This is a genomic window from Geothrix alkalitolerans (assembly GCF_022808885.1).
In the GTDB taxonomy this organism is placed as follows: domain Bacteria; phylum Acidobacteriota; class Holophagae; order Holophagales; family Holophagaceae; genus Geothrix; species Geothrix alkalitolerans.
Genome location: NZ_JAKZLE010000002.1, coordinates 170,859 through 194,944 on the forward strand (window position 1 = coordinate 170,859; position 24,086 = coordinate 194,944).

The window sequence follows — 24,086 nt, forward strand, 5'->3', positions numbered from 1 at the left end:
CTGCATGTACCGCCTGTCCATCAAGACCAAGCTGAGCGCTGTCATCAGCATCCTGGTCCTCTCGTTCATCGCCTTCAACCTGCTCTACTACCCGCGGTGGGTGGAACAGCAGATCCGCGCCCAGGCTGAACTGAGCGCCCGCCAGGTGGCCGAGACGGCCAGCTATGCCCTGGGCCCGGCGGTGAGCAAGGGGAACACCCGGGACATCGCCAAGGTGCTCCAGGGCGTCCAGAACATCCCCTCCTTCCGGTTCAGCGCTGTCTACGGCTACGACGGGGAAGCCCTGGACAGCACGCCGACCACCCCCGAGTGGGCCACGGGCCAGGTGCTGCGGGATGGGATCTCCCACACGTACACCCGCCGGGAAAGCAACATGCTAGTGGCCGTGGCGCCGGTCTTCTACGAGGAGCCGCGGGCCGACCAGGTGGGCACCCTCGTGCTCGGTTTCACCACCGAGGGGATCCAGCGGGCCGTCCGGGAGAACATCCGCGCGAGTCTGGCCGTGGGTCTGGTGACCCTGGTGGTGGGCATTGGAGCGGCGATCTTCCTGTCGAACCGCTACCTCCGGCCGGTGATCCAGTTGACCGAGGCCGCCCAGAAAGTGGCCCAGGGCCACCTGGAGACGGTCTCCGTGAAGGTCTCCACGCGAGACGAGATCCAGGACCTGAGCCAATCCTTCGAGGTGATGACCGACAAGCTGCGCGTTTCCCGGGACGAGATCGAGCGCCAGAACCGCCTGCTGGAATACCGCGTCCAGGAGCGCACCCGCCAGCTCATGGAAACCATCTGGGAACTGGAGGAGATCCGCGCCAACCTCGAGCAGCTCGTCCAGGAGCGCACCCGCGGGCTGGAGCAGAGCCGGATGGAGCTCAAGGCCTGGGCCAGCACCCTGGAGGAGAAGGTCCAGGAGAAGACCCGGGAGCTGCGGGATCTCAATGACAGCCTGCTCACCAGCTACCAGAAGCTGAAGGAGGTGGACCGCCTGAAGGACGAATTCCTGGCGAACGTGAGCCACGAACTGCGGACCCCCCTGAACTCCATCATCGGATTCTCGGGCATGCTCATGCAGGATCCCGGCGGAAGGCTGGGGGAGGAGGTAAAAGAGGATCTTCAGATCATCTACCAGAACGGGCGGTCCCTTCTGGGTCTGATCGACTCGATTCTCGACCTCTCCAAGATCGAAGCAGGCAAGATGGCCCTGGACCTCGAGGAGGTGGATCCCGTGGCATTGCTGGACGAAGTGAAAGCCATGGCGGCAGGCCTGGTCCAGGATCGCCCCATCATCCTGGAGTATCAGCGCCCTGAGGGCTCCTTCCGCGTCATGGGGGACCGGGACCGCCTCCGGCAGGTCTTCACGAATCTCGTGGGCAACGCAATCAAGTTCACGGAAAGCGGATCCGTGCGGATCACGGCGGAGGCCGTTGGAGGCCGGTTCCTCGTCCGCATCGAGGACACAGGCATCGGCATGACGGAAGAGGACCTGGGCCGCCTGTTCAAGCCGTTCCAGCAGGTGGATGGGAGCATCTCGCGGCGCTTCGGCGGCACGGGCCTCGGGCTGGCCATCAGCCAGCGGTTCATGGACCTCATGAACGGCCGCATCCGGGCCTCCAGCCGCAAGGGCGAGGGCAGCGTCTTCGAGGTGGAGCTGCCCCTGGTTTCCGGGGTGGCGGCATGAGCGGCGACCCCCGAAAGATCCTCTGCATCGAAGACAACGCCATGAACTGGCGGCTGGTCCACCGTCTGCTTTCCCAGGCGGGGTTCGAGCCGCACTGGGCGGACGACGGCCTGAAGGGGTACGAGATGGCCGTGCAGCTCAAGCCGGCCCTGATCCTGCTGGACATCAACCTTCCCGGCCTTTCAGGGTTCGAGGTGGCCACCAAGCTGCGCCAGAACCCGTCCATGAACGGCGTCCTGATTGTCGCCCTCACGGCCAAGACCATGCGCAGCGACCGGGAGACCGCGCTGGTGACCGGCTGCGATGGATTCATCTCCAAGCCCATCGATCCGTTCCTGTTCGTGGGTCAGGTCGAGGCCTACCTCGGCGGACAGCGTGATCGCCTCGAGCAGGGGCGGGAAGGCGCGGCCCTCCGGCAGTTCACCCACCAGGTGGTCGAGCATCTGGAGGCCCAGCTTCGGGAGGCGCAGGAGGGCAACCGGAAGCTCTTGGAAGTGCAGGCCGTGCTGGAGAAGCGCAGCCACCACCTCTCCAGGCTGCTGGCCCTCGGCAGGGAGACCATTCCCCTCAGGGACGTGGGCGAGATCCGCTCGAGGATCTTGGGGCAGATGCGGGAAGAACTGAGCCTTGAGCACCTGACCACCTACCATCTCCACTCGAGCGGGGCCTATTTCCAAGGCTGGACCTGGGGTTCCGGTGGGATGGTGGAGACGCCCGTGCTGCCGAGGGAGCAGCCTCTGGCCACCGGAGTCGAGGCGCTTCCGGCCGGCCTGGTCCTCATGAACACGGAGCTCCGCCAGACAGCGGCCTGGGAGCAGGGGATCGATCTGGGGTTGTGGGACCCGAGGGCCCAGGCGCTGCTGCTGCCCCTTCGCAGCCGCTCCGGCGAGGACCGGCTCTGGGGGTTCCTCGCGGCGGATCGCTCCGGCGCGGCTTTCCAGGCCTTCGAGATGGAGCTGGCCGCCCTCTATGCCGGCAGCCTCCAGGTCACGGTGGAGAACGCCGAACTCATCAGCCACCTGGACGAGACCAGTCGGGCCCTCAGCACCAGCTACGAGGGGCTCGAGTCCACCTATGCGGAGCTCAAGAACGCCCAGCGCGCCTTGGTGGCCCAGGATCGGAAGACCGCCCTCGGCGCCCTCTTCCTCCAGATGGCCCAGCGCCTCCAGATGCCGGTTCGGACCCTGAAGGAGGAGAGCCACGTCTTGTCCGTCCACATGGAGCGGGCCGACATCCCGCCTCCCGACGAGCGGGAGGCCTGCCAGCGTTCCATGGAATCGATCCGCCGCGCCATCGCCCAGGTGGACGACCTGGTCCGGGTCCTGCTCCGCCGGACGGGTCAGGTCGAAGCCAGCGCCCCGGAGTGGATCCACCTGCACGACCTGATCCATCAGGAACTGGAGATTTTGCACGTGGACGGGACGCTCCCTCCGGAATTCCCGATGGACCTCAACCTCCAGGCCCCCAGGGACCTGATCTTCGGGGTTTCCACCGATTTCTCGGACGTGCTGGGGCACCTCGTGGCCCATGCGCTGGGAGGCGCCACGAGACGGATCCAGCTGCGCTCCTGGGGAGGAAAACGGCACTTCCGCCTTGAATTGGAGGACGACGGTGGTCCCATCGCTCCGGAACTCCTGGAGCGGGCGTTCGAACCCTTGTCAGGGCTGCGGCCCGAGGCTCCGGCCCCGGAGCCGGGGCGACGCCCCGGGGCTGGCTTGCCGTCCTGTGCCCAGCTCATGACCGCCTACGGGGGTGCCGTCGAGCTCATGGCCGCCCCTCATGGAACCATCGTCCGGCTCAGCCTCCGGATGGACTGACGCGCGTCACCACCTTCTCGATCCGCTTCTCGTAGGCTGTTCCCAGCACGAGCCGGTGGACGAAGATGCCGGGGGTGTGGATGGCATCGGGATCCAGCTCACCCACCTCGACGATCTCCTCCACCTCCGCGATGCAGACCTTGCCGCAGGTGGCGGCCATCGGGTTGAAGTTGCGGGCGGTCTTCCGGTAGACGAGGTTGCCCAGGCGGTCCGCCTTCCAGGCTTTCACCAGGGCGAAATCGGCGAAGATGCCCTGTTCCAGCACGCATTCGCGCCCATGGAACTGCCGGGTTTCCTTCCCCTCCGCCACCTTCGTGCCGGCGCCCGTGGGCGTGAAGAAGGCCGGAATGCCGGCGCCGCCGGCCCGCATGCGCTCCGCCAGGGTGCCCTGGGGCACCAGCTCCACCTCCAGCTCGCCGCTGAGGAACTGGCGGGCGAATTCGGCGTTCTCGCCCACATAGCTGCTGACCATCTTGTGGATCTGGCGGTTCTGGAGGAGGATGCCCAGGCCGAAATCATCCACGCCGGCATTGTTGGAATAGCAGGTCAGGCGCTTGACGCCGGTCTGGGCCAGGGCGGCGATGAGATGCTCTGGGATGCCGCAGAGGCCGAAGCCGCCTACGGCGAGGTGGGCCCCGTCGGGGATGTCCTTCACGGCTTCCAGGGCGGTACTGATGCGCTTGTCGATCATGGTGGGAACCTCGGAGCGGCCCAACAGTGTGCCATCTCTGGCATCCTGCTCCAGTCCCTGTTTGAACCGGGAGGAGGCTCCGTGAAGGCAGCAGTGTTCCTGGATCGTGACGGCACCCTCAACGAGGAGGTGGATTACCTCAGCGAACCGGACCGCCTGGCGATGATTCCGGGCTCTGCAGCGGCCGTGGCCCGTCTCAATGCCAAGGGCATCCCGGTGGTGGTGGTCACGAACCAGAGCGGGATCGGGCGGGGGAAGTACGGATGGCAGGATTTCGCCGCCGTCATGAGCCGCATGGGGACGCTGCTTGCCCTGGAGAACGCCTGGATCGACGCGGTGTACGCCGCCCCCCACCACGAGAAGGGGCAGGGTGAGTATGCCGTGGCGGACCACCCGGACCGCAAGCCGAACCCGGGCATGCTGCTGAAAGCGGCGGAAGAGCATGATCTCGATCTGGCCGGGTCCTGGATGGTCGGAGACAAGGCCATCGACCTGGAGGCCGGCCGCCGCGCGGGGTGTCGGGTGGCCCTGGTCCGCACGGGCTATGGGGTCGAGGTGGATGGGTCCATGGCAGACCTAGTGGCCGCGGACCTGTCGGAAGCCGTGGAACGCATCCTGGCCCAGTGGCCATGATCCTGGTCGAGAAGGCCGGGCTGGTGCCGGGAACGCTGATCACGCGCTACAAGCGGTTCCTGGCGGACGTGAGGCTGGGGGATGGTTCCATTGTCACCGTCCATACCACCAACACGGGTTCCATGAAGACATGCTGGGAGGCCGGGGATCGGGTGCTGCTGGAACCCTCCTCAAACCCCAATCGCAAGTTGAAGTTCACCTGGCTGGCGGTGGAGCGGGCCGGCGGCTGGGTGGGCGTGGAGACCGGCATGCCGAACCGGGTGGTGGCCGAGGCCGCCCGGCGGGATGCGCTGCCTGGGCTGCCTGGATTGCAGGGGGTGCGCACGGAGGTGAGATACGGCGCTGAGAACAGCCGCATCGATGTGCTGGCCGAGGATGGAGAAGGCCGCCAGGTCTTCATCGAGGTGAAGAACGCCACCTTGAAGGACGGCCCCTGGGCCCTCTTCCCCGACGCTGTGACCGAACGTGGAACCAAGCACCTGCGTGAACTCCAGGCCATGGTCCACCAAGGTCACCGCGCCGCCATCGCCCTGTTCGTGCACCGCACGGACGTGGACCGGTTCGACGCGGCCCGCGAGATCGATGCAACCTATGCCGAGGAACTTGATCGCGCGGCGGATACCGGCGTGCTGGTCCTGCCGCTGGCTGTGCGCCTGATCACAAGGCAGGAGGAGAGCGGTCTGTGGAGGCTGGGATGGGAATTACCGGGCCTTCTGCCCTGGGTTCCCCGGCGATAGACTGGGGCTTCCCAACCGGAGTTCCCCATGTCCGTATCTGTGTCCGAGCTGATGAAGACGCCTCTGAACGCCGCCCACCGCGCCCTGAACGCCAAGATGGTGGACTTCGGCGGATGGGACATGCCCGTGCAGTATCCGACGGGAATCATCGCGGAACATGAAGCGGTCAGGACCAAGGCGGGCCTCTTCGACGTGAGCCACATGGGGGAGTTCCGCGTGAAGGGCCCCGGAGCCCTGGCCCTGGTGGAGCACCTCACCCCGAACGCCGTCTCCAAGCTGGCCTTGGGCCAGGTGCACTACACCGCCTTCCTCTATGAGAACGGCACCTTCGTGGACGACCTGCTGGTCTACCGCGAGGGCGAGCAGGAATTCCTCCTTGTGGTGAACGCCGGCAACATCGACAAGGACTTCGCCTGGGTCCAGAAGCACGCCGCGGCGTTCGACTGCACGGTGGTGAACGAGAGCCCGGCCACGGGCCAGATCGCCCTCCAGGGCCCGCTGGCGGTGGGCATCCTCCAGCCCCTCACGAAGACCCAGCTCGAGCCCATCGGCTACTACTTCTTCACCCATGGCGAGGTGGCGGGGATCAAGTGTCTCATCAGCCGCACGGGCTATACCGGCGAGGACGGCTTCGAGCTCTACTGTGCCGCCGAGGACACGGAGAAGCTCTGGAATGCCGTGCTGGCGGCCGGAAAGCCTGCTGGACTCGTTCCCGCGGGTCTGGGTTGCAGGAATACCCTGCGCCTCGAGTGCAAGATGGCCCTCTACGGGCATGAAATCGATGACAGCATCCACGCCCTGGAGGCGGGGCTCGGCTGGATCGTGAAGATGGACAAGGGCGGGTTCATCGGCCGCGAGGCCCTGCTGGCGGCGAAGGCGGCTCCCGCGCCCAGGAAGCTGGTGGGCTTCAAGACCCTGGAGAAGCGCGACATTGCCCGCGACCACATGCCCGTGGTTCAGGCTGGCAAGCAGATCGGCTTCGTCACCAGCGCCGCGCCCTCGCCCACTTGCGGCTTCAACCTGGGTCTGGCCTACGTCCCCACCGAGCTGGCCAAGGTCGGCGGGCGGATCCAGATCGAGATCCGCAGCAGGGCGGTGGATGCGGAGATCATCCCCACGCCGTTCTACAAGCGCCAGAAGTAGCACTCGGCCATCAGCTCTCAGCTATCAGTTCCCATAGACCAACCTGGAGGATTCATGTTCCCTGCCGATCTGAAGTACACCAAGGACCACGAGTGGGTGAAGCCCGCGGGCGACGGCACCGCGCTGGTGGGTATCACCCATTACGCGCAGGACGCCTTGGGCGACGTGGTGTTCGTGGACCTGCCGGAGGCCGGCGCCTCCTTCGGAGCTGGCGAGGAGTTCGGCACGGTGGAGTCCGTGAAGACGGTGTCCGAGCTGAACATGCCCTCCGCTGGCGAAGTCGTCGAAGTGAACGCGGCCCTGGCCGACCATCCGGAAGCCGTGAACGAGGATCCCTACGGCAAGGGCTGGATGGTCAAGATCAAGCTGGCCGGCGCCCTGTCCGCCGACCTGCTGGATGCCGCCGCCTACGAAGCCCTGGTGAGCGCGGAAAGCCACTAGGCTCATGCCGTTTCCGCTTCTGACAGCCCTGCTCTGGGGGACGGTGCCGGTCCCGGGACCGTTGCCGTCCGCCCAGCCTCCGGGAGTGCCCCAGGTGGTGGTCGCTCCCGCCCGGGCGCCCGAATCCGATGCGACGCGGATCGCGCGGTTGCGCTCCCTGGTCGAGGCCGCCGAGAAGGCTCTGGAGGCGGACGATGAAGACACGGCCGGAACCCGCTCGGATGAGGCCGACGTCCTCATGGCCGATTGGTCTCCCGAGCTGCTCCGCAGGCCGGAGGTGCTGGAGCTGATCCAGCGCCTGAAGGAAGTGCAGGACCAGTTGGGTGCTGAAGAGCCCGAGGCGCCGGGAGAGGCAGAACCCGGGCTCAAGGCCGCCGAGGAGGTGATCTCCATCAGCGGCGAGGAGCTCAAGAGTGAGCTGGAGAAGGTGCGCGCGGCCGAACAGGGGGCGACCTATGACTTCCCCATCGACCTGAACGACAAAGTGCTCACCTGGGTGAGCGTCTTCACCACCACCAAGCGCGGCTTCATGGAGAACGCCCTGGGTCGCGCCTCGGTGTACATGCCCATGATCCGGCAAGTCTTCGCCGAGGAGGGCGTTCCTTCGGACCTGGCCTACCTCGCGGTCATCGAATCGGGCTTCCGCAACGAAGCCAAGAGCCGGGCCAAGGCCGTGGGCATGTGGCAGTTCATCCGCTCCACCGGGCGGATCTACGGGCTGACCGCCAATGCCTGGATCGAAGAACGGCGCGATCCGGTCAAGTCCGCCCGGGCCGCGGCCCGATACCTGAAGCGCCTCTACGAGATTTCCGGGGATTGGTATCTGGCGGCCTCCGGCTACAACGCCGGCCCCCTGACCCTGGAGCGCGCCATCCAGAACGTGGGCACGCGAAACTTCTGGGACCTGGCCCGCTCCCGCTGGCTGCGCACCGAGACCAAGAACTACGTGCCGGAGCTCTGCGCGGCGATCCTGGTGGGGCGAAACCCAGCCCGGTACGGCCTCAACATCGCTCCGCTTGCGCCGTATGTCTACGAGACGGTTCCCGTCCCCAACCAGACCAGTCTCGCGGTGCTGGCCAGGTGCGCCGGGACGGACGCCTCCACCCTGAAGGCCCTGAACCCTGAGCTGCTGAGGGGCTCCACGCCTCCAGGCAGCTACACCCTCCGCGTGCCCCCGGGCAAGGCGCTGGAGTCCATTCGGCAGCTTGCCCGCATGCCGGCCGGGCGGCGGCTGAATTTCCAGCACTACACGGTCCGGCGGGGCGATACCCTCGTGAAGGTCGCAAAACGGTTCAGGCTGACACCCGATGACCTGCTCGATGCCAATGACATCACCGCCCGGCAGTTCAAGCCTGGGAAACGCTTGCTGATTCCTCCGGCGCCCAGCCTGCTTCCGGATGCGCGGGACCTCGCGCCCAGGATCGAACGCGTGAAGCTGCTGGGCGATCGGCCCCTGGATCCCCTCCCGGTCGTTCCCCTGGTATCCGCCCCTCCTCCGGATGGCGCTCTGGCTCCGGCCGTCGAAGGAGGCCGCGGCACCGCCTCCGCAGTTGCTCAAGTTCCCGCTCGGCCCGAGGCTCCTCCTCCGGCATCCGCGGGCGAGCCCGGATCCGTAGCCAAGGCCGATCGGACCGACGCCACACCCCCCGAGCCGACATCCACCGGTACCACCTACCGAGCCAAGCCAGGCGACACCCTCGCCAAGATCGCCCGGGCCCGGAAGATCTCACTGGGCGAGCTCATGCGACTCAACCCGGAAGCCGTGAAGGCTCTGCACCCCGGGGACAGCGTGCTGCTGCCTGGCGCCAAGGGGGTCGGCGCCTCTGGAAAGACGGAAGCCACGCCCCGCATCCACGTCGTCCATCGCGGCGAGACGCTCGCTGCCATCGGCCGGAAGTACGGTCTGGATCCCAAGGATCTCAAGGCCTGGAACCGGATGAAGGGCGACCGTGTCAAGACGGGCCAGAAGCTCCGCCTGTCACCCCGATGATCTGTGCTTGCGGAAGCCGCAAAGGAGTGTGATACTGGGTCTTCCCCATTGGGGCCATAGCTCAGCTGGGAGAGCGCTTGCATGGCATGCAAGAGGTCGTCGGTTCGATCCCGATTGGCTCCACCAAACGAAGGCCACCGAAAGGTGGCCTTCTTGCTGTCAGCCTTCTGCTATCAGCTGTCAGCGACCCTTCCACCGATAGCTGTGGCTGATAGCCGAAAGCTGAAACCCCATGCTCGCTTCCCTCAACCATGTCGATCTCCGCTTCGGCCCCCAGGAGGTGCTGAAGGATGTGACCTGGGCCATCCAGGAGGGCGAGTGCTGGGGCGTCATCGGCCGCAACGGCGCGGGCAAGAGCACTGTCTTCAAGCTCCTGCTGGGCCAGCTGGAAGCCGACAGCGGCACGGTGGTGAAACCCACGAAGGAGCGCGGCATCCGCATGGGCCACTACGCCCAGGACCTGGTCCCGGAGACCCGGGGCAGCGTGCTGGAGGAGGCGCTGGCGGCCTTTGGCGACGTGGAGAAGCTGCAGCACGAGATGCGCGAGCTGGAGCACCGCATGGGCGAAGCGGGTTCCGACCTCGATGAGGTGATGGCCCGCTACCAGAAGGTGACGGAAGCCTTCGAACACCTCGACGGCTTCACCATCCGCGCCCGCGCCGAGAGCATCCTCCAGGCACTGGGCTTCGGTTCCGCGGACTTTGAGCGTCCCGTGGAGACGCTGTCCGGCGGGCAGAAGAGCCGCGTCATGCTTGCCAAGGCCATCCTCCAGGGGCAGGACCTGCTGCTGTTGGACGAGCCCACGAACCACCTGGACCTGCCCAGCCTGCGCTGGCTTGAGTCGTTCATCCAGGACACGGACGCCACGGTGGCCGTCATCAGCCACGATCGCTACTTCCTGGACAAGATCGCCACCGAGATCCTGGAGCTGGAACTGGGCCGTTCCCGGTCCTACGACGGCAACTACTCCGAGTTCATGGAGAAGAAGGAGCAGGAGCTCGAGCTGCTGGAGCGCCACTATGAGCAGCAGCAGGCCTACATCAAGAACCAGGAAGAGTACATCCGCCGCAACATCGCGGGCCAGAACACCAAGCAGGCCCGGGGCCGCCGCACCCACCTCGCCAAGCTGGAACGCATCCAGAAACCCCTGCGGGACCGGCGGAAGGTGAAGTTCAGCTTCCCCGAGACCCAGCGCAGCGGCGACGTGGCCCTGGTGCTGGAGAACGCCAGCGTGGGCTGGAACGGCAAGGCCCTCTACGCGCCGCTGGAGCAGCTCCAGATCAAGCGTGGCCAGAAGATGGGCATCGTGGGCCTCAACGGCACCGGCAAGTCCACGCTGCTGAAGGCCATCTCTGAGGAGATCCCCTTCATCACCGGCCGGGCCCGCCTGGGCAGCCAGGTGAAGCTGGGCTACTTCGACCAGCACCACAAGAACCTGGACCCGCGCAACACCGTGTTCCAGCAGATCCACGCCGTGAACCCCCAGGCCCTGAAGCAGGATGTGCTCGGCTTCCTGGCCAAGTTCCAGTTCCGCGGCGATGACGTGGACAAGCCCGTGACGGCCCTCTCCGGCGGCGAGCGTGCCCGGCTCAGCATCGCCACGCTCATCCGCCAGGGCGTGAACCTGCTGCTGCTGGACGAGCCCACCAACCACATGGACATCCCCAGCATGGAGGCCATGGAGGACACCATCCTGAGCTTCACCGGCGCGGCCATCGTGGTGACCCATGACCGCTACCTGCTGGGCCGCGTGGCCGATTCGCTGCTGCGCATCCACGAAGGGCGGGCCGAGTTCCGCGAAGGCGGCTATGAAGAGCACCAGGCCTGGGTGGACCTGGATCTGAGTGCGGACGGAGGCTCCGACTCCGAGACCCCGAAGGGCGAGCGGGAGCGGCGCACGGGGCGCGGCGCGTCCGGCGGAGGGAGCGGAAGTCCCGACCCCGAGCCTGCCCGAAAACCGGCTTCGCCTCAGGCGAAGCCTGGCTCGGGTACGAACCCGCAGAGCCCGGTCAAGCCGCAGGCTCAGACTCCCAAACCCATCGACAAGGACAAGCAGCGGGCCATCAAGCGCTTCGAGAAGCACGTGACCGAGGCCGAGGCCAGGGTGGCGGAGCTGGAAGTGAAGCTGGCGGGCCTCCAGAAAGAGATGGCCGCCATGGACCCCGCCGACTGGCAGGCCTTCAGTGCCAAGCTGGATGCCCAGAAGACGCTGGAAGCGGACCTGGCCTATGCCATGAGCGACTGGGAAGGCGCGCAGACCGCCCTGGAGGAAGCCCAGCGCTGATCCTGCGGATCCGTGGTATCCAGATGGCATGCGGCTTCCCATCTACCAGATCGATGCCTTCACAGACCACGCCTTCGCGGGAAACCCAGCGGCAGTGATGCTGCTGGACGGTTGGCTTCCCGAGGCGATCCTGCAGGCCATCGCCGCAGAGAACAACCTGGCGGAGACCGCTTTCGTGGTGCGGGAACCGGAGGGCTGGCGCATCCGCTGGTTCACACCCGCCTGCGAGGTGGATCTCTGCGGTCATGCCACCCTGGCCTCAGCCCACGTGCTGTTCGAGCAGAATCCAGACCTGGTCCAGATCACCTTCCAATCCCGCAGCGGCCCCTTGGCGGTGGATCGCCAAGGAGATCTGCTGGTGCTGGACTTTCCCAGCCGCCCGCCGGTGGCCGTGGCGCCGCCGCCGGGTCTGGAGGAAGCCCTCGGCGCAGCCGTGGGGGAAGTCTGGAAGGCGCGAGATCTGGTGGCCGTTCTCGAGGATGAAGCCGCCGTGAAGAACCTGAGCCCCGACATGGCGGCGGTGGCGCGCATGGACGACTTCGCGGTGGTGGCCACGGCCCCCGGCGACGCGGCGGATTTCGTTTCGCGGTTCTTCGGGCCACGGGTTGGCGTTCCTGAGGATCCTGTCACCGGGAGCGCCCATAGCACGCTGGTCCCCTTCTGGGCCAGGCGATTGGGACGCTCAAGGCTGCGGGCCTTGCAGGTCTCACCGCGGGGCGGGGAACTGATCTGCGAGCTTCGGGGCGACCGGGTGGCCATCGGCGGCCGAGCCGTGAAGGTCCTGGAGGGAACCTTCATTCTCTGATCCCGGCTGATAGGATGGGGCCACCCATCCCGAGGCTTTCGATGACTCAGTTTCGCGGCGCCCACGTCCTCATCACCGGTGCGGCCAGCGGCCTGGGCCGGCTCATGGCCCTGGGAGTGGCCGCTCGCGGCGCCCGCGTGAGCCTGCTGGACCGGGATGCCAAGGGCCTGGATGCGCTCTGCGAGGCGATCCTGGCCAAGGGCTGGGAGGCCAAGGGTTACGTGGTGGACCTCTCCGAACGCGCGGCCGTCCAGGCCGCCTGCGCGGAGGTCCGCCAGCACCGCGGCGGGGTGGACATCCTCATCAACAACGCGGGCATCGTGTCCGGGAAGACGCTCCTGGAGTGCAGCGACGAGGCCATCGAGCGTACCTTCCAGGTGAACGTCCTGGCGAACTTCTGGACTGTGCGGGCCTTCCTGCCGGACATGATGGCGGCGGGGAAAGGGCACATCGTCACGGTGGCCTCCGCCGCCGGACTGGCGGGGACCTCGCGCCTGGTGGACTACTCCGCCTCGAAGTTCGCCGCCGTGGGTTTTGACGAATCCCTGCGCATGGAACTGAGGCGCCTGGGGAGTCCTGTGCGCACGACGGTGGTGTGCCCCTTCTTCATCGACACCGGCATGTTCGAAGGCGTGAAGACCCGTTTCGCATGGCTGCTTCCCATCCTCAGGCCCGACTACGTGGTGCGGCGCATCCTCGGCGCCATTGAAGGGAACCGCTCGCGTCTGATCATGCCCCGCTTCGTGATGACCGTGCCGGTCATTCGCGTGCTCCCGCCCTTCCTCTTCGACGCCGTGCTCGGCTTCTTCGGCGTGAACCGCAGCATGGACGAGTTCGTGGGACGGCACTAGTGGAACGGGCACCGCGGCTATGAAGGGGTGACGACTTCAGTCCCATTCACGGGCCACCAGGAAGGCCACGGCGGTGGCCACGAGGGCAGGCACCACCAGGGCGGCCTGGGCCGTGGTCTCCGCCAGGAACACGACTGGGACCAGCATCGTCTCGTTGAAGGCCCCTGCGAAGGCCGTGGCTCCGAGCATCGTGAGCAGCCCGGGATAGCCCGGCAGGAACCAGGCGTCGAAGGCAGAGCCGAGACAGGCACCCATGGCCACGGCCGGCAGCCAGGTGCCCCCGATGCCGCCTGACCCGAGCGTCAGGGCGGTGGCCAGGATCTTCACGCCCAGGAAGATGAGGGCCATGCGCAGGTCGGGCGGGGTCGCCAGGAGGTGGTTCACAAGCTCCACGCCTCCGCCCCGCGCCACGGGAATGCCGGGCAGCAGGAGGTGCCCCGGCAGCATGAGCACCACCAGTCCCACCCCACCCGCCAGTCCCCGCAGGGGAAGGGGGATCCAGGCGAGCCGCCGGCGGAAGGTGGCCTGGGCGGCGCTGAAGAAACTGGAGCCCAGGCCGCAGGCCAAGCCAAGCGGAAGGGCCATCCAGATCTCGTGCCAGGCCAGGGTGTAGGGCCGGGTGAGGGTGAGCAGGGGCTGGTGCCCCATCATCGCGGCGAAGACCAGGTAGCCGGCGGCGGAGGCCACCAGGGTGGGCACCAGGTTGAGCGAACGGAGGGTGCCATCATGCTCGGCCGCGAACAGGGCCGCGCTCAGCGGCGCCCGGAAGACTGAGGCCAGGGCTCCCGCCGCGCCGCATGCCACCATGGTGTGCGCGTCCATCAGGAGCCTGCGGAAGAACTGGAGCCGGCGGGACAGGGATCGGACCAGCCGGTGGCACTGGAGCCCGATGGCGGCGCCGAACCACTTTCCCGGCCCTTCCAGGCCCGCGCTTCCCCCGAGGAAGATGGTGGCGAAGCAGGCCAGCACCTTGATGAACGAGGTCCGGAAAGGGAAGGCCCGGTAGGGGTCCTTGTGGGAGATCTCGATGTCTTCGGCCAAGGTCACCTCGCCGACCCCGCCCAGGGCCAGGATCGTGGTGGCGAGGGGCAGGCCGATCAAGGGAAGCAGGAGAACGAGATGGTTCCGGGTCAGGCTCTCCCTGAACCAATCGAAGAGGGCGAGGTAGGCGGCTGCGGCCAGGCCCATCACCCACCCGGTGAAGGCGCCCAGGGGGAGCATGAGGAAGACGATCCGGCGGCCGTGCGCCAGGACCCTGAGGTTCCTGCGCTTGGCCCGCGACTGGAGGAGGTGGCTTAGTTGCATGAAACGTCTCAAGAGGCCCTCGAGGGCCTCGCGGAAAGAATGGCGCCCGAGTCAGGTCAGAAGTGCTTCAGCGTCAAGTCGATCATACGCCGTACGAAACCGGTGTAGGGCGGGTACATGAGCTGGATGGCCGAGAGGCGGGTGGGCTGGCGCAGGATGCCCCGGGCGTTGGAGAAGGCCTCGAAGCCGTGGCGGCCGTGGGCCTTGCCGAAGCCCGAGGTGTTCACGCCGCCCGTGGGGAGGCCCGTGTGGACGAAGTGCAGCACCGCGTCGTTGATGCAACCGCCCCCGGCCGTGGTGCGTGCCACGAGGGCCCTGGCAGTCCGGCCACTGCCGCTGAACACATAGAGGGCCAGGGGCTTGGGCCGGGCGTTCACGAAGGCCACGGCCTCATCCATGTCCTCCACCTTCAGCACGGGCAGCAGGGGCCCGAAGATCTCCTCTTGCATGATGGGCGCGGTGGGGGGAACGTCCGTGAGCACCGTCGGGCCGATGTAGCGCGTGGCGGCGTCCGTCTCGCCGCCGAAGGCGACCTGGGCTTCGGCCCCGCTCAGAAGGGCATGAATCCTCGTGAAATGCCGGTCGTTGATGATCCGGGCCAGATCCGGGCTGGCCCTGCGGGCTTCGGGCGTGGCGCCGTAGAAGGCCTCGAAGGCGCCCTTCAGCTCGTTCACGAAGGCGTCATGCACCCGTGCGTGGACCAGCACGTAGTCCGGCGCCACGCAGGTCTGACCCGCATTGAGTCCCTTGCCCCAGGCGACCTTGCGGGCGGCTTCGCGCAGGTTGGCGTCCGCGTCCACCAGCACGGGGGACTTGCCGCCCAGTTCCAGGGTCACGGAGGCCAGGTGCTCGGCGGCCGCCTTCATGACCGATTTCCCAACGGCGGGGCTGCCTGTGAAGAAGATGTGGTCGAAGGGCAGGGCCAGGAGGGCCTGGGCCGCCTCGGCCTCGCCCTCCACCAGGGCCACTTCCTCCTCCGGGAAGAGACCAGCCAGCAGCTTCCGGAGGAAGGCATTGGTGTGAGGGGTGAATTCCGAAGGCTTGAGTACGGCGCAGTTGCCCGCCGCGAGGGCGGATACCAGGGGCCCGAGCGTCAGGTAGATGGGGTAGTTCCAGGGGCTGATGATGAGGACCACGCCCCGTGGTTCGTGGACGATGCAGCCCACACTGCCGAGGAGGCCGATGGGGGTGGGCACCCGGTGGGGCTTCATCCAGCGCGGCAGATGGCGCAGAGCATCCCGAATCTCGGAGATGACGGGGTAGAGCTCCGTGAGGTCCACCTCCTCCGGCGCTTTTCGGAAGTCCGCCGCCAGGGCCGCCTGGGCCTCGGCCCGGTGGGCCATGAGGGCATCCAGCAAGGCCTTGAGCTTCGCCTTCCGCTGGTCGGCGGACGTGGCCGCCACCCGCCAGCGGGCGGCGCGCTGGCGGGTGAAGAGGGCTTCCACCTCAGAGGTCACGGGCGCTCCAGAATGGGTGAGTTCCGCCCATGCTAGCGAAGAATCCCCGCGACTGCGCGGAAGACTCCTGGAATCCTAGGCCCAGGCCATCTCCGCCGTGAAGTGCCGCAGGTACTTGCTCTGCTTGACGATCTTCACGCCCCGGATCTCCTTGGCCTTGGCCTTGACCTCGGCGATGACCTCCGCGGCGAAGTCGAAGTGGCTCTGGGTGTACATGCGGCGCGGGAAGGCCAGGCGGACCAGCTCCATGCTGTGGTAGGTCTCGGTGCCGTCGTCCAGGTGTTTGCCGAACATGACGGAGCCGATCTCCACGCCGCGGATGCCGCCTTCCAGGTAGAGGGCATTGCAGAGGGCCCAGGCCGGGTAGTGCTGCACGGGCATGTCCGGCAGCACGGTCTTGGCGTCGATGTAGACGGCATGGCCGCCCGTGGGCTTCACGAAGCCCACGCCGGCCGCCTCCAGCTTCTCGCCCAGGTATTCCGCCGTGCGCAGGCGGTAGCGCAGGTAGGACTCCTCCATGCCCTCCTCCAGGCCCACGGCCAGGGCCTCCAGGTCGCGGCCGGCCAGGCCGCCGTAGGTGGGGAAGCCCTCCGTGAGGATGAGCATGTTCCGCACGGGATCCAGCCACTCGTCGCTGCGCAGCATGATGAAGCCGCCGATGTTCACCATGCCGTCCTTCTTGGCGCTCATGGTGCAGCCGTCGGCGTAGCTGAACATCTCCTGGCAGATGGCCTTGATGGGGGTGTTCTGGTAGCCGTCCTCACGGAGCTTGATGAACATGGCGTTCTCGGCGAACCGGCAGACGTCCATGATGAGGGGCTTGCCGTACTTCTTCAGGAGGGCGGCGTAGGCCCGTAGGTTCGCCATGGACACCGGCTGGCCGCCGCCGGTGTTGTTGGTGACGGTGATCATGCCGAAGGGGATGCGGTGGCCGTCCTTCTTCAGCGCCTCCTCCACGCGCTCCAGGTCGATGTTGCCCTTGAAGGGGTGGATGCGGCTCGGCTGGAGGCCCTCGGGGATCACCAGATCCACCGCCTCGACGCCGTTGTACTCGAGGTTGGCCCGGGTGGTGTCGAAGTGGCAGTTGTTGGGCACCAGGTCGCCCTTCTTGCACACGGCCGTGAAGAGCACCTTCTCCGCGGCACGTCCCTGATGGGTGGGGACGAAGTGGGTCATGCCCGTGATGTCTTGGAGCACGGCCTCGAGCCGGAAGAAGCTGCGGGCACCGGCGTAGCTCTCATCGCCCACCATGATGGCCCCCCACTGGGCGGAGCTCATGGCGCCGGTCCCGGAATCCGTCAGCCAATCCAGCAGCACGTCCTCGGCCCGCAGCTTGAACACGTTCAGCTTGGCGGCCTCCAGGAGCTCCAGCCGCTCCTGGGGCGAGGTCATGCGGATGGGTTCCACGGACTTGATGCGGAACGGCTCGATCAGGGTGCGGGGCATGGTGGACTCCGGGCAGACCCCCCAGGGTAATGGAGGCGCGGAGGATTGGCATCACAAGGGGCTGGCGGGGGCGGGCGGCTCCGGCGATCCTAGATGGTTCGGAGCGCGCATGAGTCTTCTGTTGGCCGTCGATGTGGGTAACACCAACGTGGTGCTGGGGATCTACGATCTGTCAAAGGGACCCGACTCCCCGCTGGTCTGCTCCTGGCGCCTGGCCACCAGCCGTGAGCGCACCGTGGACGAGTACGGCGTCTCGGCCCTGGCCCTCATGCGCCACCAGGGCATCGAGGCCCGCCAGATCAAGCATGTGGCCATCTCCTGCGTGGTGCCGCCCCTGCACCCCATCCTCATGAGCCTGTCCTCGGTCTACTTCGGGGTGGACGCTTTCTACGTGGAGCCGGGGGTGAAGACCGGCGTGAAGGTCCTCATCGACAACCCCGCGGAACTGGGCGCCGACCGGCTGGTGAACGCGGTGGCGGCCATCGAGGCCTATGGGGCGCCGGTCATCGTCGTGGACTTCGGCACGGCCACCACCTTCGATGTGGTGAACGCCAAGCGGGAGTACCTGGGCGGCCTCATCTGCCCGGGCCTGAAGATCAGCGCCGACGCGCTCTTCCAGCGGGCCAGCCGCCTGCCCAGGGTGGAGGTGGCCGAGCCCGATCGGCTGGTGGGCCGCAACACCGTCCAGGCCATGCAGGCCGGCATCTTCTACGGCTACGTGGGCATGGTGGATGGCATCCTGGACCGCCTGCTGGCCGAGTGCCCGGAGGCCAAGGTGGTGTCCACGGGCGGGCTGGCGAAGGTGATCGGGCCCCATACCCGGCACATCCGCCTGGAGGCGCCTGACCTCACCCTGGACGGCCTGCGCATCCTCTGGCTCCGCAACCAGGGCAGCCGGAAGTAGCGTGGACCTGCCCCTGATCCGCCTGGCCTCGGTGGATTCCACCCAGGCCTTTCTGCGGCGGCACCCGCATCTGGGTTTTTGCGCGGTGCTGGCGGACCTTCAGACTGAAGGCCGGGGTCGCCAGGGCAACCGCTGGGAAAGCCCCGCGGGAGCCGGGCTCTGGCTGTCGGTGGCGCTGCCCGCCTCCGCGGGGGTGGCGCCGGGCCTGGTGCTCCAGCGTGCGATGGCCGCTGCTGCGCAGGTGCTGGATCCCGAGGGCAGTCTCCTGGGCCTGAAGTGGCCCAACGATCTCGTGGCCTGGAAAGCGGGTCGTCTGGTGAAGGTGGGTGGCATCCTTGGCGAGCAGATCGGCGGCCGGCTGATTCTTGGCCTGGGTGTGAACCTGACCGCCGCTCCAGAGATTCCCGGTCGGGCCTTCCCCCCCGCCTGCCTGCGCGACCTGGGTCTGGAGCTTCGGCCAGTCCATGAATTGGCAGTTAATATCGCCAAATCATGGATGGATTTAGCGCAGGACTCTCAACCACCTTTCCGCTGGCCCGAAGCCGGCATCCCCATCCGTTGGGAGGACGGGCAGGGCACGTGCCTGGGCTGGGAGTCGGACGGCCGTCTGAAGGTGGCTACGGCGGAGGGCATCCGGCGCCTCAGCGCGGGCGAGGTCACGGGGCTGGGGTAGGGCGGTCCATCAGGTGAAAAAGCCTGGAAAGAAGGCAGGCGCCTGGTTTCGAACCCCCGTGTCCGAATTCTTCTTGAGCATTGTGTCGTTCAAGCGCACTGTTTGATGGGTTTTTCCGAATCCACCAAGGAGATGCGCGCCATGAGCGGTTCCCACCAGGATTCCACACCCCTCTCCCCCCGCTGGCGCCAGGCCGTCATCCTCGTGATGATCTTCGGCTTCAGCCTACTGATCTGGGTCACGGCCAAGACCTACGCCGGCGCGCCCCCGATTCCAGCGCGCGTCGTGGACGGAGCGGGCCATGTCCTCTTCACGGGCGAGGACATCAAGGACGGCCAGGAGGTCTTCCTGAAATACGGCCTCATGGAGCACGGCACCCTCTGGGGCCACGGCGCCTACCTGGGCCCTGACTACACGGCTGAGTATCTGCATCGGCAGGCGGAGATCGGGCGGGACGTTCTCGCCCAGGCCAGGTACGGCAAGGCCTTCAGGGACCTGGACCCGGCCCAGGCCCTGGAAGTCAGTGGTCTGCTGGCCTCCCAGACCAAGCAGAACCGCTACGACCCGGGCAGCGACACCCTCCGCTTCACCGAGGCCGAGACCACGGCATATCGGACCCAGACGGCCGAATGGAAGGCCTACTTCTCCGGTGACAAGCCTGCGGTGGGCCTGCCTGCGAAGTTCATTCAGGACGAGGGGGAGCTGCGGAACCTGACGGCCTACTTCGCCTGGGCCACCTGGGCCACGGTGGCGCCGCGTCCCGGTAAGGACTACTCCTACACCAACAACTGGCCCTACGAGCCGCTGGTGGGCAACACGCCCACGGCCTCGACCTACCTGTGGAGCGCCATGAGCCTCATCGCCCTGCTGGGCGGCCTGGGCCTCATTCTCTTCATCTTCGGGAAGTTCGATTACCTGGGCTGGGGCGGCGAGGCGGGCTGGAAGCACGCGAAGGAGGGCCGGCTCCACGCCTGGACCCTCACGCCCAGCCAGAAGGCCGTGGGCCTCTTCTTCGCCGTGGTGGCCCTGCTGTTCCTGGGCCAGGCGGCCCTGGGAGGGGTTCTGGCGCACTACCGCGTCGAACCGGGGGGCTTCTACGGCTTCGACCTGGCTCGCATCCTGCCCTACAACCTGGCGCGGACCTGGCACCTGCAGCTGGCCATCTTCTGGATCGCCACGGCCTGGGTGGGCGGCGGCCTCTTCCTGGCGCCGCTCGTGGGAGGGGCCGAGCCCAAAGGCCAGAAGGCCGGCGCCCTCCTGCTTCTGGGCGCCCTGGCCCTCGTGGTCTTCGGCAGCTTGTTCGGCGAGTTCGCGGGGATCAACGGCTACCTGGGCGGCCTGTGGTTCTGGCTCGGCCATCAGGGAAGCGAATACCTCGACCTGGGCCGCTTCTGGCAGCTGCTGCTGGCCGTGGGGCTCATCTTCTGGCTCTTCCTCATGTTCCGGGCGCTGCGCCCGGCCATGAAGGGCGGCGAGCAGGGGGAGCTGCCCACCCTCTTCCTCTACGCGGCCATCGCCATCCCGCTCTTCTATGTTCCAGCCCTGTTCTACGGGCCCCGCACCAACTTCGCCGTCATCGACAACTGGCGCTTCTGGATCATCCACCTCTGGGTGGAAGGCTTCTTCGAGCTCTTCGCCACGGTGCTGGTGGCGGTGATGTTCTACCAGCTGGGCCTCGTCACGGCGAAGTCCGCCACCCGACTGGTGTACCTCGACGCCATCCTCTACCTGGCCGGCGGCATCATGGGCATTGGCCACCACTGGTACTTCACGGGGCAGGGGACCCTGAACATGGGCCTGGCGGCCAGCTTCTCGGCCCTGGAAGTGGTGCCGCTCACGCTGCTGACGCTCGATGCCTGGGACTTCATCCGCCTGCAGGACAAGAACTGTGAGGACTGCGGCAAGCCCCTGGCGGCGCGACAGCGCTGGGCCATCAAGTTCCTCATCGCCGTGGGCGTATGGAACTTCGTGGGTGCGGGCGTCTTCGGCTTCCTCATCAACCTGCCCATCGTGTCCTACTTCGAGATCGGCACCACCCTCACGGCCAACCACGGCCACGCCGCCATGTTCGGCGTCTTCGGGATGCTGGCCCTGGCCGTGCTCGTGTTCTGCCTGCGGGAGCTGAAAGGCGACCGGGCCTGGGAGCGCGTGGAACCGGCGATCCGCTTCGGCTTCTGGGGGCTCAACGTCGGACTGGGCCTGATGCTGCTCCTGGACCTGTTCCCCGGCGGCGTCATCCAGCTCTGGGATGTGCTCTCCCATGGCTACTGGCACGCCCGCCGCCTGGACTACCTCATGGGCGGTGCCTTCCACACGTTGGAATGGATCCGCATCGTGGCCGACACGGTCTTCCTGCTCGCGGGCGCGTTGCCCATCGCCTACGCCACCCTGCGGCTGGTGTTCTCTCCCGAACCGAAAGATGCGGCCTGAACTGGCCGCGGCGAAAGGATCCCCATGCCCATCACGGACCTCCAGGAAGCCCTGCCCATGCCCGAATCGCAGCGGGCCACCCTGCCGCTCATCGACGTGGAGCACGGCGTCAAAGTCGTGCTCGTGGCCCTGCCCGGCGGGGTGAAGATCGCCCCCCACAAGGCCCCCTACGTCGCCACCGCCCAACTTCTGACCGGGCGGATCGAGGTGCTCAAGGGCGATACCTGGATTCCCATGGCCCCTGGCGACCGGGTGGTCTTCGACAAGGACCAGCCCCACGCCCTCACGGGAATCGAGTCCTCCTACGTCCTCGTGACGCACATGCGGGATTGAAGGCCGGTGGCGGATCAGGGATTCGACCGGCCCACGGTCCTCATCGTCGGCGGTGGGTTCGGGGGGCTGCGGGCCGCCCGGGCCCTCGCTGAAGCCCCGGTGCACGTCGTGCTGGTGGACCGCCAGAACCACCACCTGTTCCAGCCCCTCCTCTACCAGGTGGCCTCGGCCACCCTCTCGCCGGCGGACATCGCCGCCCCCATCCGCCACATCCTCCGCGAGCAGGACAACGCCGAGGTGGTGCTCGGGGAGGTCGTTTCCGTGGACCTGTACGCCCGCCGGGTCCTCCTGGCGGACGGGAGGGGCCTGTCCTATGACTTCCTCATCCTCGCGGCGGGGTCCCGCAGCTCGTACTTCGGACGGGATGCCTGGGCGAGCCTGGCCCCTGGTCTCAAGACCCTGGAGGACGCCCTGGAGATCCGCCGGCGCTTCCTGCTCAGCTTCGAGCAGGCGGAGCAGGAGGAGGACCCGGATCTCCGCCGCGAGTGGCTGACCTTCGTCGTCGTCGGGGGCGGCCCCACGGGCGTGGAGCTGGCCGGCACGCTGAAGGAGATGGCCCGGCTGACCCTGCCGCGGGAGTTCCGGCGCATCCGCACGGATCGCGCCCGGGTCATCCTGGTGGAGGCGGGACCGGCCATCCTGGCCAATCTGGGTTCCGGGCTGTCCGAGAAGGCCGTGGAGAGCCTGGAGCGCATCGGCGTGGAGGTGCGCCTGGGCCAGCCCATAACGGGCATCGATGAGCGGGCCGTCCAGCTGGGCGGGGAGCGCATCCCCACGCGGACCGTACTGTGGGCCGCGGGCGTGTCGGCGGTGCCCCTGGGCGCGGGCCTCGGTGTTCCCGTGGATCGTCTCGGGCGGGTGATCGTGGAGCCGGACTTGAGCCTCCCGGGCCATCCCGAGGTCTTCGCGGTGGGCGACCTGGCGGCCTTCACCCACGGCACCGGGGGCCCGCTGCCCGGCGTGGCGCCCGTGGCCATCCAGCAAGGGGAATGGGCCGCAGCCAACCTGCTGGCCACCCTGGCGGGCCAGCCCCGGCGGCCCTTCCGCTACCGGGACAAGGGCAGCATGGCGACCCTGGGCCGCGGCCGCGCCGTCGCCCGTGTGGGCGGCCTGAGCTTCACGGGCTACCCGGCGTGGCTGGCCTGGCTCTTCATCCACCTCATGCTGCTCGTGGATTTCCGCAGCCGCGTGTTCGTCTTCTTCGAGTGGCTTTGGGCCTACCTCACGACCCAGCCCCGGGCCCGGCTCATCGTCGGAAGGAGGGCTTCTACAGCACCGCCCGGATCTCCCCTTCACTGAGGATCCGCGGGCTGTTCTTGGCGGCCTGGAGGATGCGCTCCACCCGGTCGGGGCTGGGGTCGTAGCCGTTGAGCTCCAGCCAGTAGACCACGTTGCTGTGGCCGGCCATGGGGCCGATCTCGATCTCCTGGCGGCGGCCCACCAGGGCGGCAGGGACGCCGGAATAGACCGTGTCCGCCAGCTCCACGTCGCCACGGTGGAGTGCCTTCACGATGGCCGCCGCGTGCACGCCCGTGCCCGTGCGGAAGGCATCGCGGCCCAGCACGGGATAGTTGGCCGGGATCTCCACGTCGCACAGCTCCGCCACGCGCTCCGCCAGGGCTGGCAGGTCCGAGAGGTCCCCCTTGGGGAAGCCCATGAGGTGGAGGTTGATCATGAGCTGGTCCAGGGCCACGTTGCCGCAGCGTTCGCCGATGCCCAGGATCGTGCCGTGCAGGCGGTCCGAACCGGCCTCGAATGCGGCGATGGCGTTGGCGACGCCCAGGCCCCGGTCGTTATGGCCGTGCCAGTCGATGCGCACGGAGCGGTCCTTGACGACTTCGTCCTTGATGAAGCGCACCAGGCGCCGGGCGCCATCGGGCGTGGCATGGCCGCAGGTGTCCGACAGGCAGATGGACTGGGCGCCTTCTTCCAGAGCGGCCCCGTAGATGGCCTTCAGGACGTCCGGCCGAGCCCGGGTGCTGTCCTCCGTCACCATCATCAGGGGCACCTCATGGCGGCGGCAGAAAGCGGCGGCCTTCCGTGCCATGTCCACAAGGAAGGCCAGGTCCCAACCTTCCACGTCCATGCGGATGGGGCTGGAGCCCAGGAAGGCACCGGCCTCCAGCGCGGTGCCGACGCGCTGCTGGATCTCGGCGACCTGGGCCAGGTCCGCTTCCATGGTCCGTACCGCCACCTGCGGGCGGAGGGGAAGGCGGTGGTCGCGGATCTCCACCATGAGGGCCCGCACCGCCGCCAGGGCCTTGGGGCCGGCGCCGGGCATGCCCAGGTCCACCGCGTCCACGCCCAGGCGGGCCAGGCGATGGATGAGGTCGCGCTTGGCGGCGATGTCGGGATCCCGCACCGAGGGGCTCTGGAGCCCGTCGCGCAGGGTCTCGTCCAGCAGGACCGGAACGCGGCCTCCCGCCAGCGGTCCGTTCCAGTCGTTGATCAGCTCGTCGAGGGTCATGGAG

The 24,086-nt window shown here is 67.5% G+C and carries 20 protein-coding genes and 1 tRNA gene; 16 read left to right on the forward strand and 5 right to left on the reverse strand.

Annotation, left to right across the window (positions count from 1 at the left end):
• Positions 1 to 4 precede the first annotated feature (4 nt).
• Both MLJ35_RS04855 and MLJ35_RS04860 read left to right on the forward strand, forming a co-directional pair.
• Positions 5 to 1,675 carry a sensor histidine kinase gene (locus MLJ35_RS04855; protein ID WP_243383274.1) on the forward strand — a complete coding sequence of 557 codons (1,671 nt, stop codon included), beginning with the start codon at positions 5 to 7 and terminating at the stop codon, positions 1,673 to 1,675.
• Positions 1,672 to 3,492 (forward strand): response regulator, encoded by a 1,821-nt coding sequence (locus tag MLJ35_RS04860; RefSeq protein ID WP_243383275.1) that lies wholly within the window; start codon positions 1,672 to 1,674, stop codon positions 3,490 to 3,492. Before MLJ35_RS04855 ends, MLJ35_RS04860 begins: the two co-directional genes overlap by 4 nt.
• Here MLJ35_RS04860 and MLJ35_RS04865 read toward each other — a convergent pair.
• Positions 3,473 to 4,183: a CoA transferase subunit A gene (locus MLJ35_RS04865; protein WP_243383276.1), complete on the reverse strand. Its 711-nt coding sequence runs from the start codon at positions 4,181 to 4,183 to the stop codon at positions 3,473 to 3,475. The two genes, MLJ35_RS04860 and MLJ35_RS04865, sit on opposite strands and share 20 nt — an antisense overlap.
• 81 nt (positions 4,184 to 4,264) lie before the next feature.
• Between MLJ35_RS04865 and MLJ35_RS04870 the strand changes: the two genes are divergently transcribed.
• The 9 genes from MLJ35_RS04870 to MLJ35_RS04910 all read left to right on the forward strand — a co-directional run bounded on the left by MLJ35_RS04870 (position 4,265) and on the right by MLJ35_RS04910 (position 13,067).
• Positions 4,265 to 4,816, forward strand: coding sequence for a D-glycero-alpha-D-manno-heptose-1,7-bisphosphate 7-phosphatase (locus MLJ35_RS04870; RefSeq protein WP_243383277.1), 552 nt, complete (start codon positions 4,265 to 4,267; stop codon positions 4,814 to 4,816).
• Positions 4,813 to 5,553, forward strand: a complete 741-nt coding sequence (gene sfsA, locus MLJ35_RS04875) for a DNA/RNA nuclease SfsA (RefSeq protein WP_243383278.1) — start codon at positions 4,813 to 4,815, stop codon at positions 5,551 to 5,553. Before MLJ35_RS04870 ends, sfsA begins: the two co-directional genes overlap by 4 nt.
• 39 nt (positions 5,554 to 5,592) lie before the next feature.
• Positions 5,593 to 6,696, forward strand: coding sequence for a glycine cleavage system aminomethyltransferase GcvT (gene gcvT / locus MLJ35_RS04880; RefSeq protein WP_420843022.1), 1,104 nt, complete (start codon positions 5,593 to 5,595; stop codon positions 6,694 to 6,696).
• Between the two features lie 54 nt (positions 6,697 to 6,750).
• Positions 6,751 to 7,137 carry a glycine cleavage system protein GcvH gene (gene gcvH / locus MLJ35_RS04885; protein ID WP_243383280.1) on the forward strand — a complete coding sequence of 129 codons (387 nt, stop codon included), beginning with the start codon at positions 6,751 to 6,753 and terminating at the stop codon, positions 7,135 to 7,137.
• Positions 7,138 to 7,141: 4 nt separating this feature from the next.
• A complete protein-coding gene (locus MLJ35_RS04890; RefSeq protein ID WP_243383281.1) occupies positions 7,142 to 9,127 on the forward strand; it encodes a LysM peptidoglycan-binding domain-containing protein in 1,986 nt (661 codons plus the stop codon).
• A 50-nt stretch (positions 9,128 to 9,177) separates the two neighbouring features.
• Positions 9,178 to 9,253, forward strand: a tRNA-Ala gene (locus MLJ35_RS04895).
• A gap of 106 nt (positions 9,254 to 9,359) precedes the next feature.
• The gene (locus MLJ35_RS04900; RefSeq protein WP_243383282.1) at positions 9,360 to 11,411 is read left to right on the forward strand and encodes an ABC-F family ATP-binding cassette domain-containing protein; all 2,052 of its coding nucleotides are present in this window, start codon (positions 9,360 to 9,362) and stop codon (positions 11,409 to 11,411) included.
• Positions 11,412 to 11,439: 28 nt separating this feature from the next.
• Positions 11,440 to 12,216 (forward strand): PhzF family phenazine biosynthesis protein, encoded by a 777-nt coding sequence (locus MLJ35_RS04905; protein ID WP_243383283.1) that lies wholly within the window; start codon positions 11,440 to 11,442, stop codon positions 12,214 to 12,216.
• A 41-nt stretch (positions 12,217 to 12,257) separates the two neighbouring features.
• Positions 12,258 to 13,067, forward strand: a complete 810-nt coding sequence (locus MLJ35_RS04910) for an SDR family oxidoreductase (protein WP_243383284.1) — start codon at positions 12,258 to 12,260, stop codon at positions 13,065 to 13,067.
• Between the two features lie 36 nt (positions 13,068 to 13,103).
• Here the strand turns inward: MLJ35_RS04910 and MLJ35_RS04915 are convergent, their stop codons facing one another.
• From MLJ35_RS04915 to MLJ35_RS04925, 3 genes are all read right to left on the reverse strand, one after another.
• Complete coding sequence (locus tag MLJ35_RS04915; RefSeq protein WP_243321173.1) at positions 13,104 to 14,372, reverse strand: chloride channel protein; 1,269 nt, start codon at positions 14,370 to 14,372, stop codon at positions 13,104 to 13,106.
• A gap of 56 nt (positions 14,373 to 14,428) precedes the next feature.
• The gene (locus tag MLJ35_RS04920) at positions 14,429 to 15,829 is read right to left on the reverse strand and encodes an aldehyde dehydrogenase family protein (RefSeq protein WP_243383285.1); all 1,401 of its coding nucleotides are present in this window, start codon (positions 15,827 to 15,829) and stop codon (positions 14,429 to 14,431) included.
• Between the two features lie 75 nt (positions 15,830 to 15,904).
• On the reverse strand, positions 15,905 to 17,275 hold the full coding sequence (locus MLJ35_RS04925) for a tryptophanase (RefSeq protein ID WP_243383286.1): 1,371 nt from the start codon (positions 17,273 to 17,275) through the stop codon (positions 15,905 to 15,907).
• Positions 17,276 to 17,384: 109 nt separating this feature from the next.
• Here MLJ35_RS04925 and MLJ35_RS04930 point away from each other — a divergent pair, with 109 nt between their 5' ends.
• The 5 genes from MLJ35_RS04930 to MLJ35_RS04950 all read left to right on the forward strand — a co-directional run bounded on the left by MLJ35_RS04930 (position 17,385) and on the right by MLJ35_RS04950 (position 22,914).
• Positions 17,385 to 18,179 carry a type III pantothenate kinase gene (locus MLJ35_RS04930; protein ID WP_243383287.1) on the forward strand — a complete coding sequence of 265 codons (795 nt, stop codon included), beginning with the start codon at positions 17,385 to 17,387 and terminating at the stop codon, positions 18,177 to 18,179.
• Position 18,180: 1 nt separating this feature from the next.
• Positions 18,181 to 18,852 (forward strand): biotin--[acetyl-CoA-carboxylase] ligase, encoded by a 672-nt coding sequence (locus MLJ35_RS04935; RefSeq protein WP_243383293.1) that lies wholly within the window; start codon positions 18,181 to 18,183, stop codon positions 18,850 to 18,852.
• Between the two features lie 141 nt (positions 18,853 to 18,993).
• Positions 18,994 to 21,282 (forward strand): nitric-oxide reductase large subunit, encoded by a 2,289-nt coding sequence (locus tag MLJ35_RS04940; protein ID WP_243383295.1) that lies wholly within the window; start codon positions 18,994 to 18,996, stop codon positions 21,280 to 21,282.
• 24 nt (positions 21,283 to 21,306) lie between these two features.
• Positions 21,307 to 21,615: a cupin domain-containing protein gene (locus MLJ35_RS04945; RefSeq protein ID WP_243383296.1), complete on the forward strand. Its 309-nt coding sequence runs from the start codon at positions 21,307 to 21,309 to the stop codon at positions 21,613 to 21,615.
• Between the two features lie 6 nt (positions 21,616 to 21,621).
• Complete coding sequence (locus tag MLJ35_RS04950; RefSeq protein ID WP_243383301.1) at positions 21,622 to 22,914, forward strand: NAD(P)/FAD-dependent oxidoreductase; 1,293 nt, start codon at positions 21,622 to 21,624, stop codon at positions 22,912 to 22,914.
• Here MLJ35_RS04950 and MLJ35_RS04955 read toward each other — a convergent pair.
• Entirely contained in the window at positions 22,883 to 24,082 is a 1,200-nt protein-coding gene (locus tag MLJ35_RS04955; RefSeq protein ID WP_243321187.1) for a LeuA family protein, read from the reverse strand. The genes MLJ35_RS04950 and MLJ35_RS04955 overlap by 32 nt on opposite strands.
• Positions 24,083 to 24,086 lie beyond the last annotated feature (4 nt).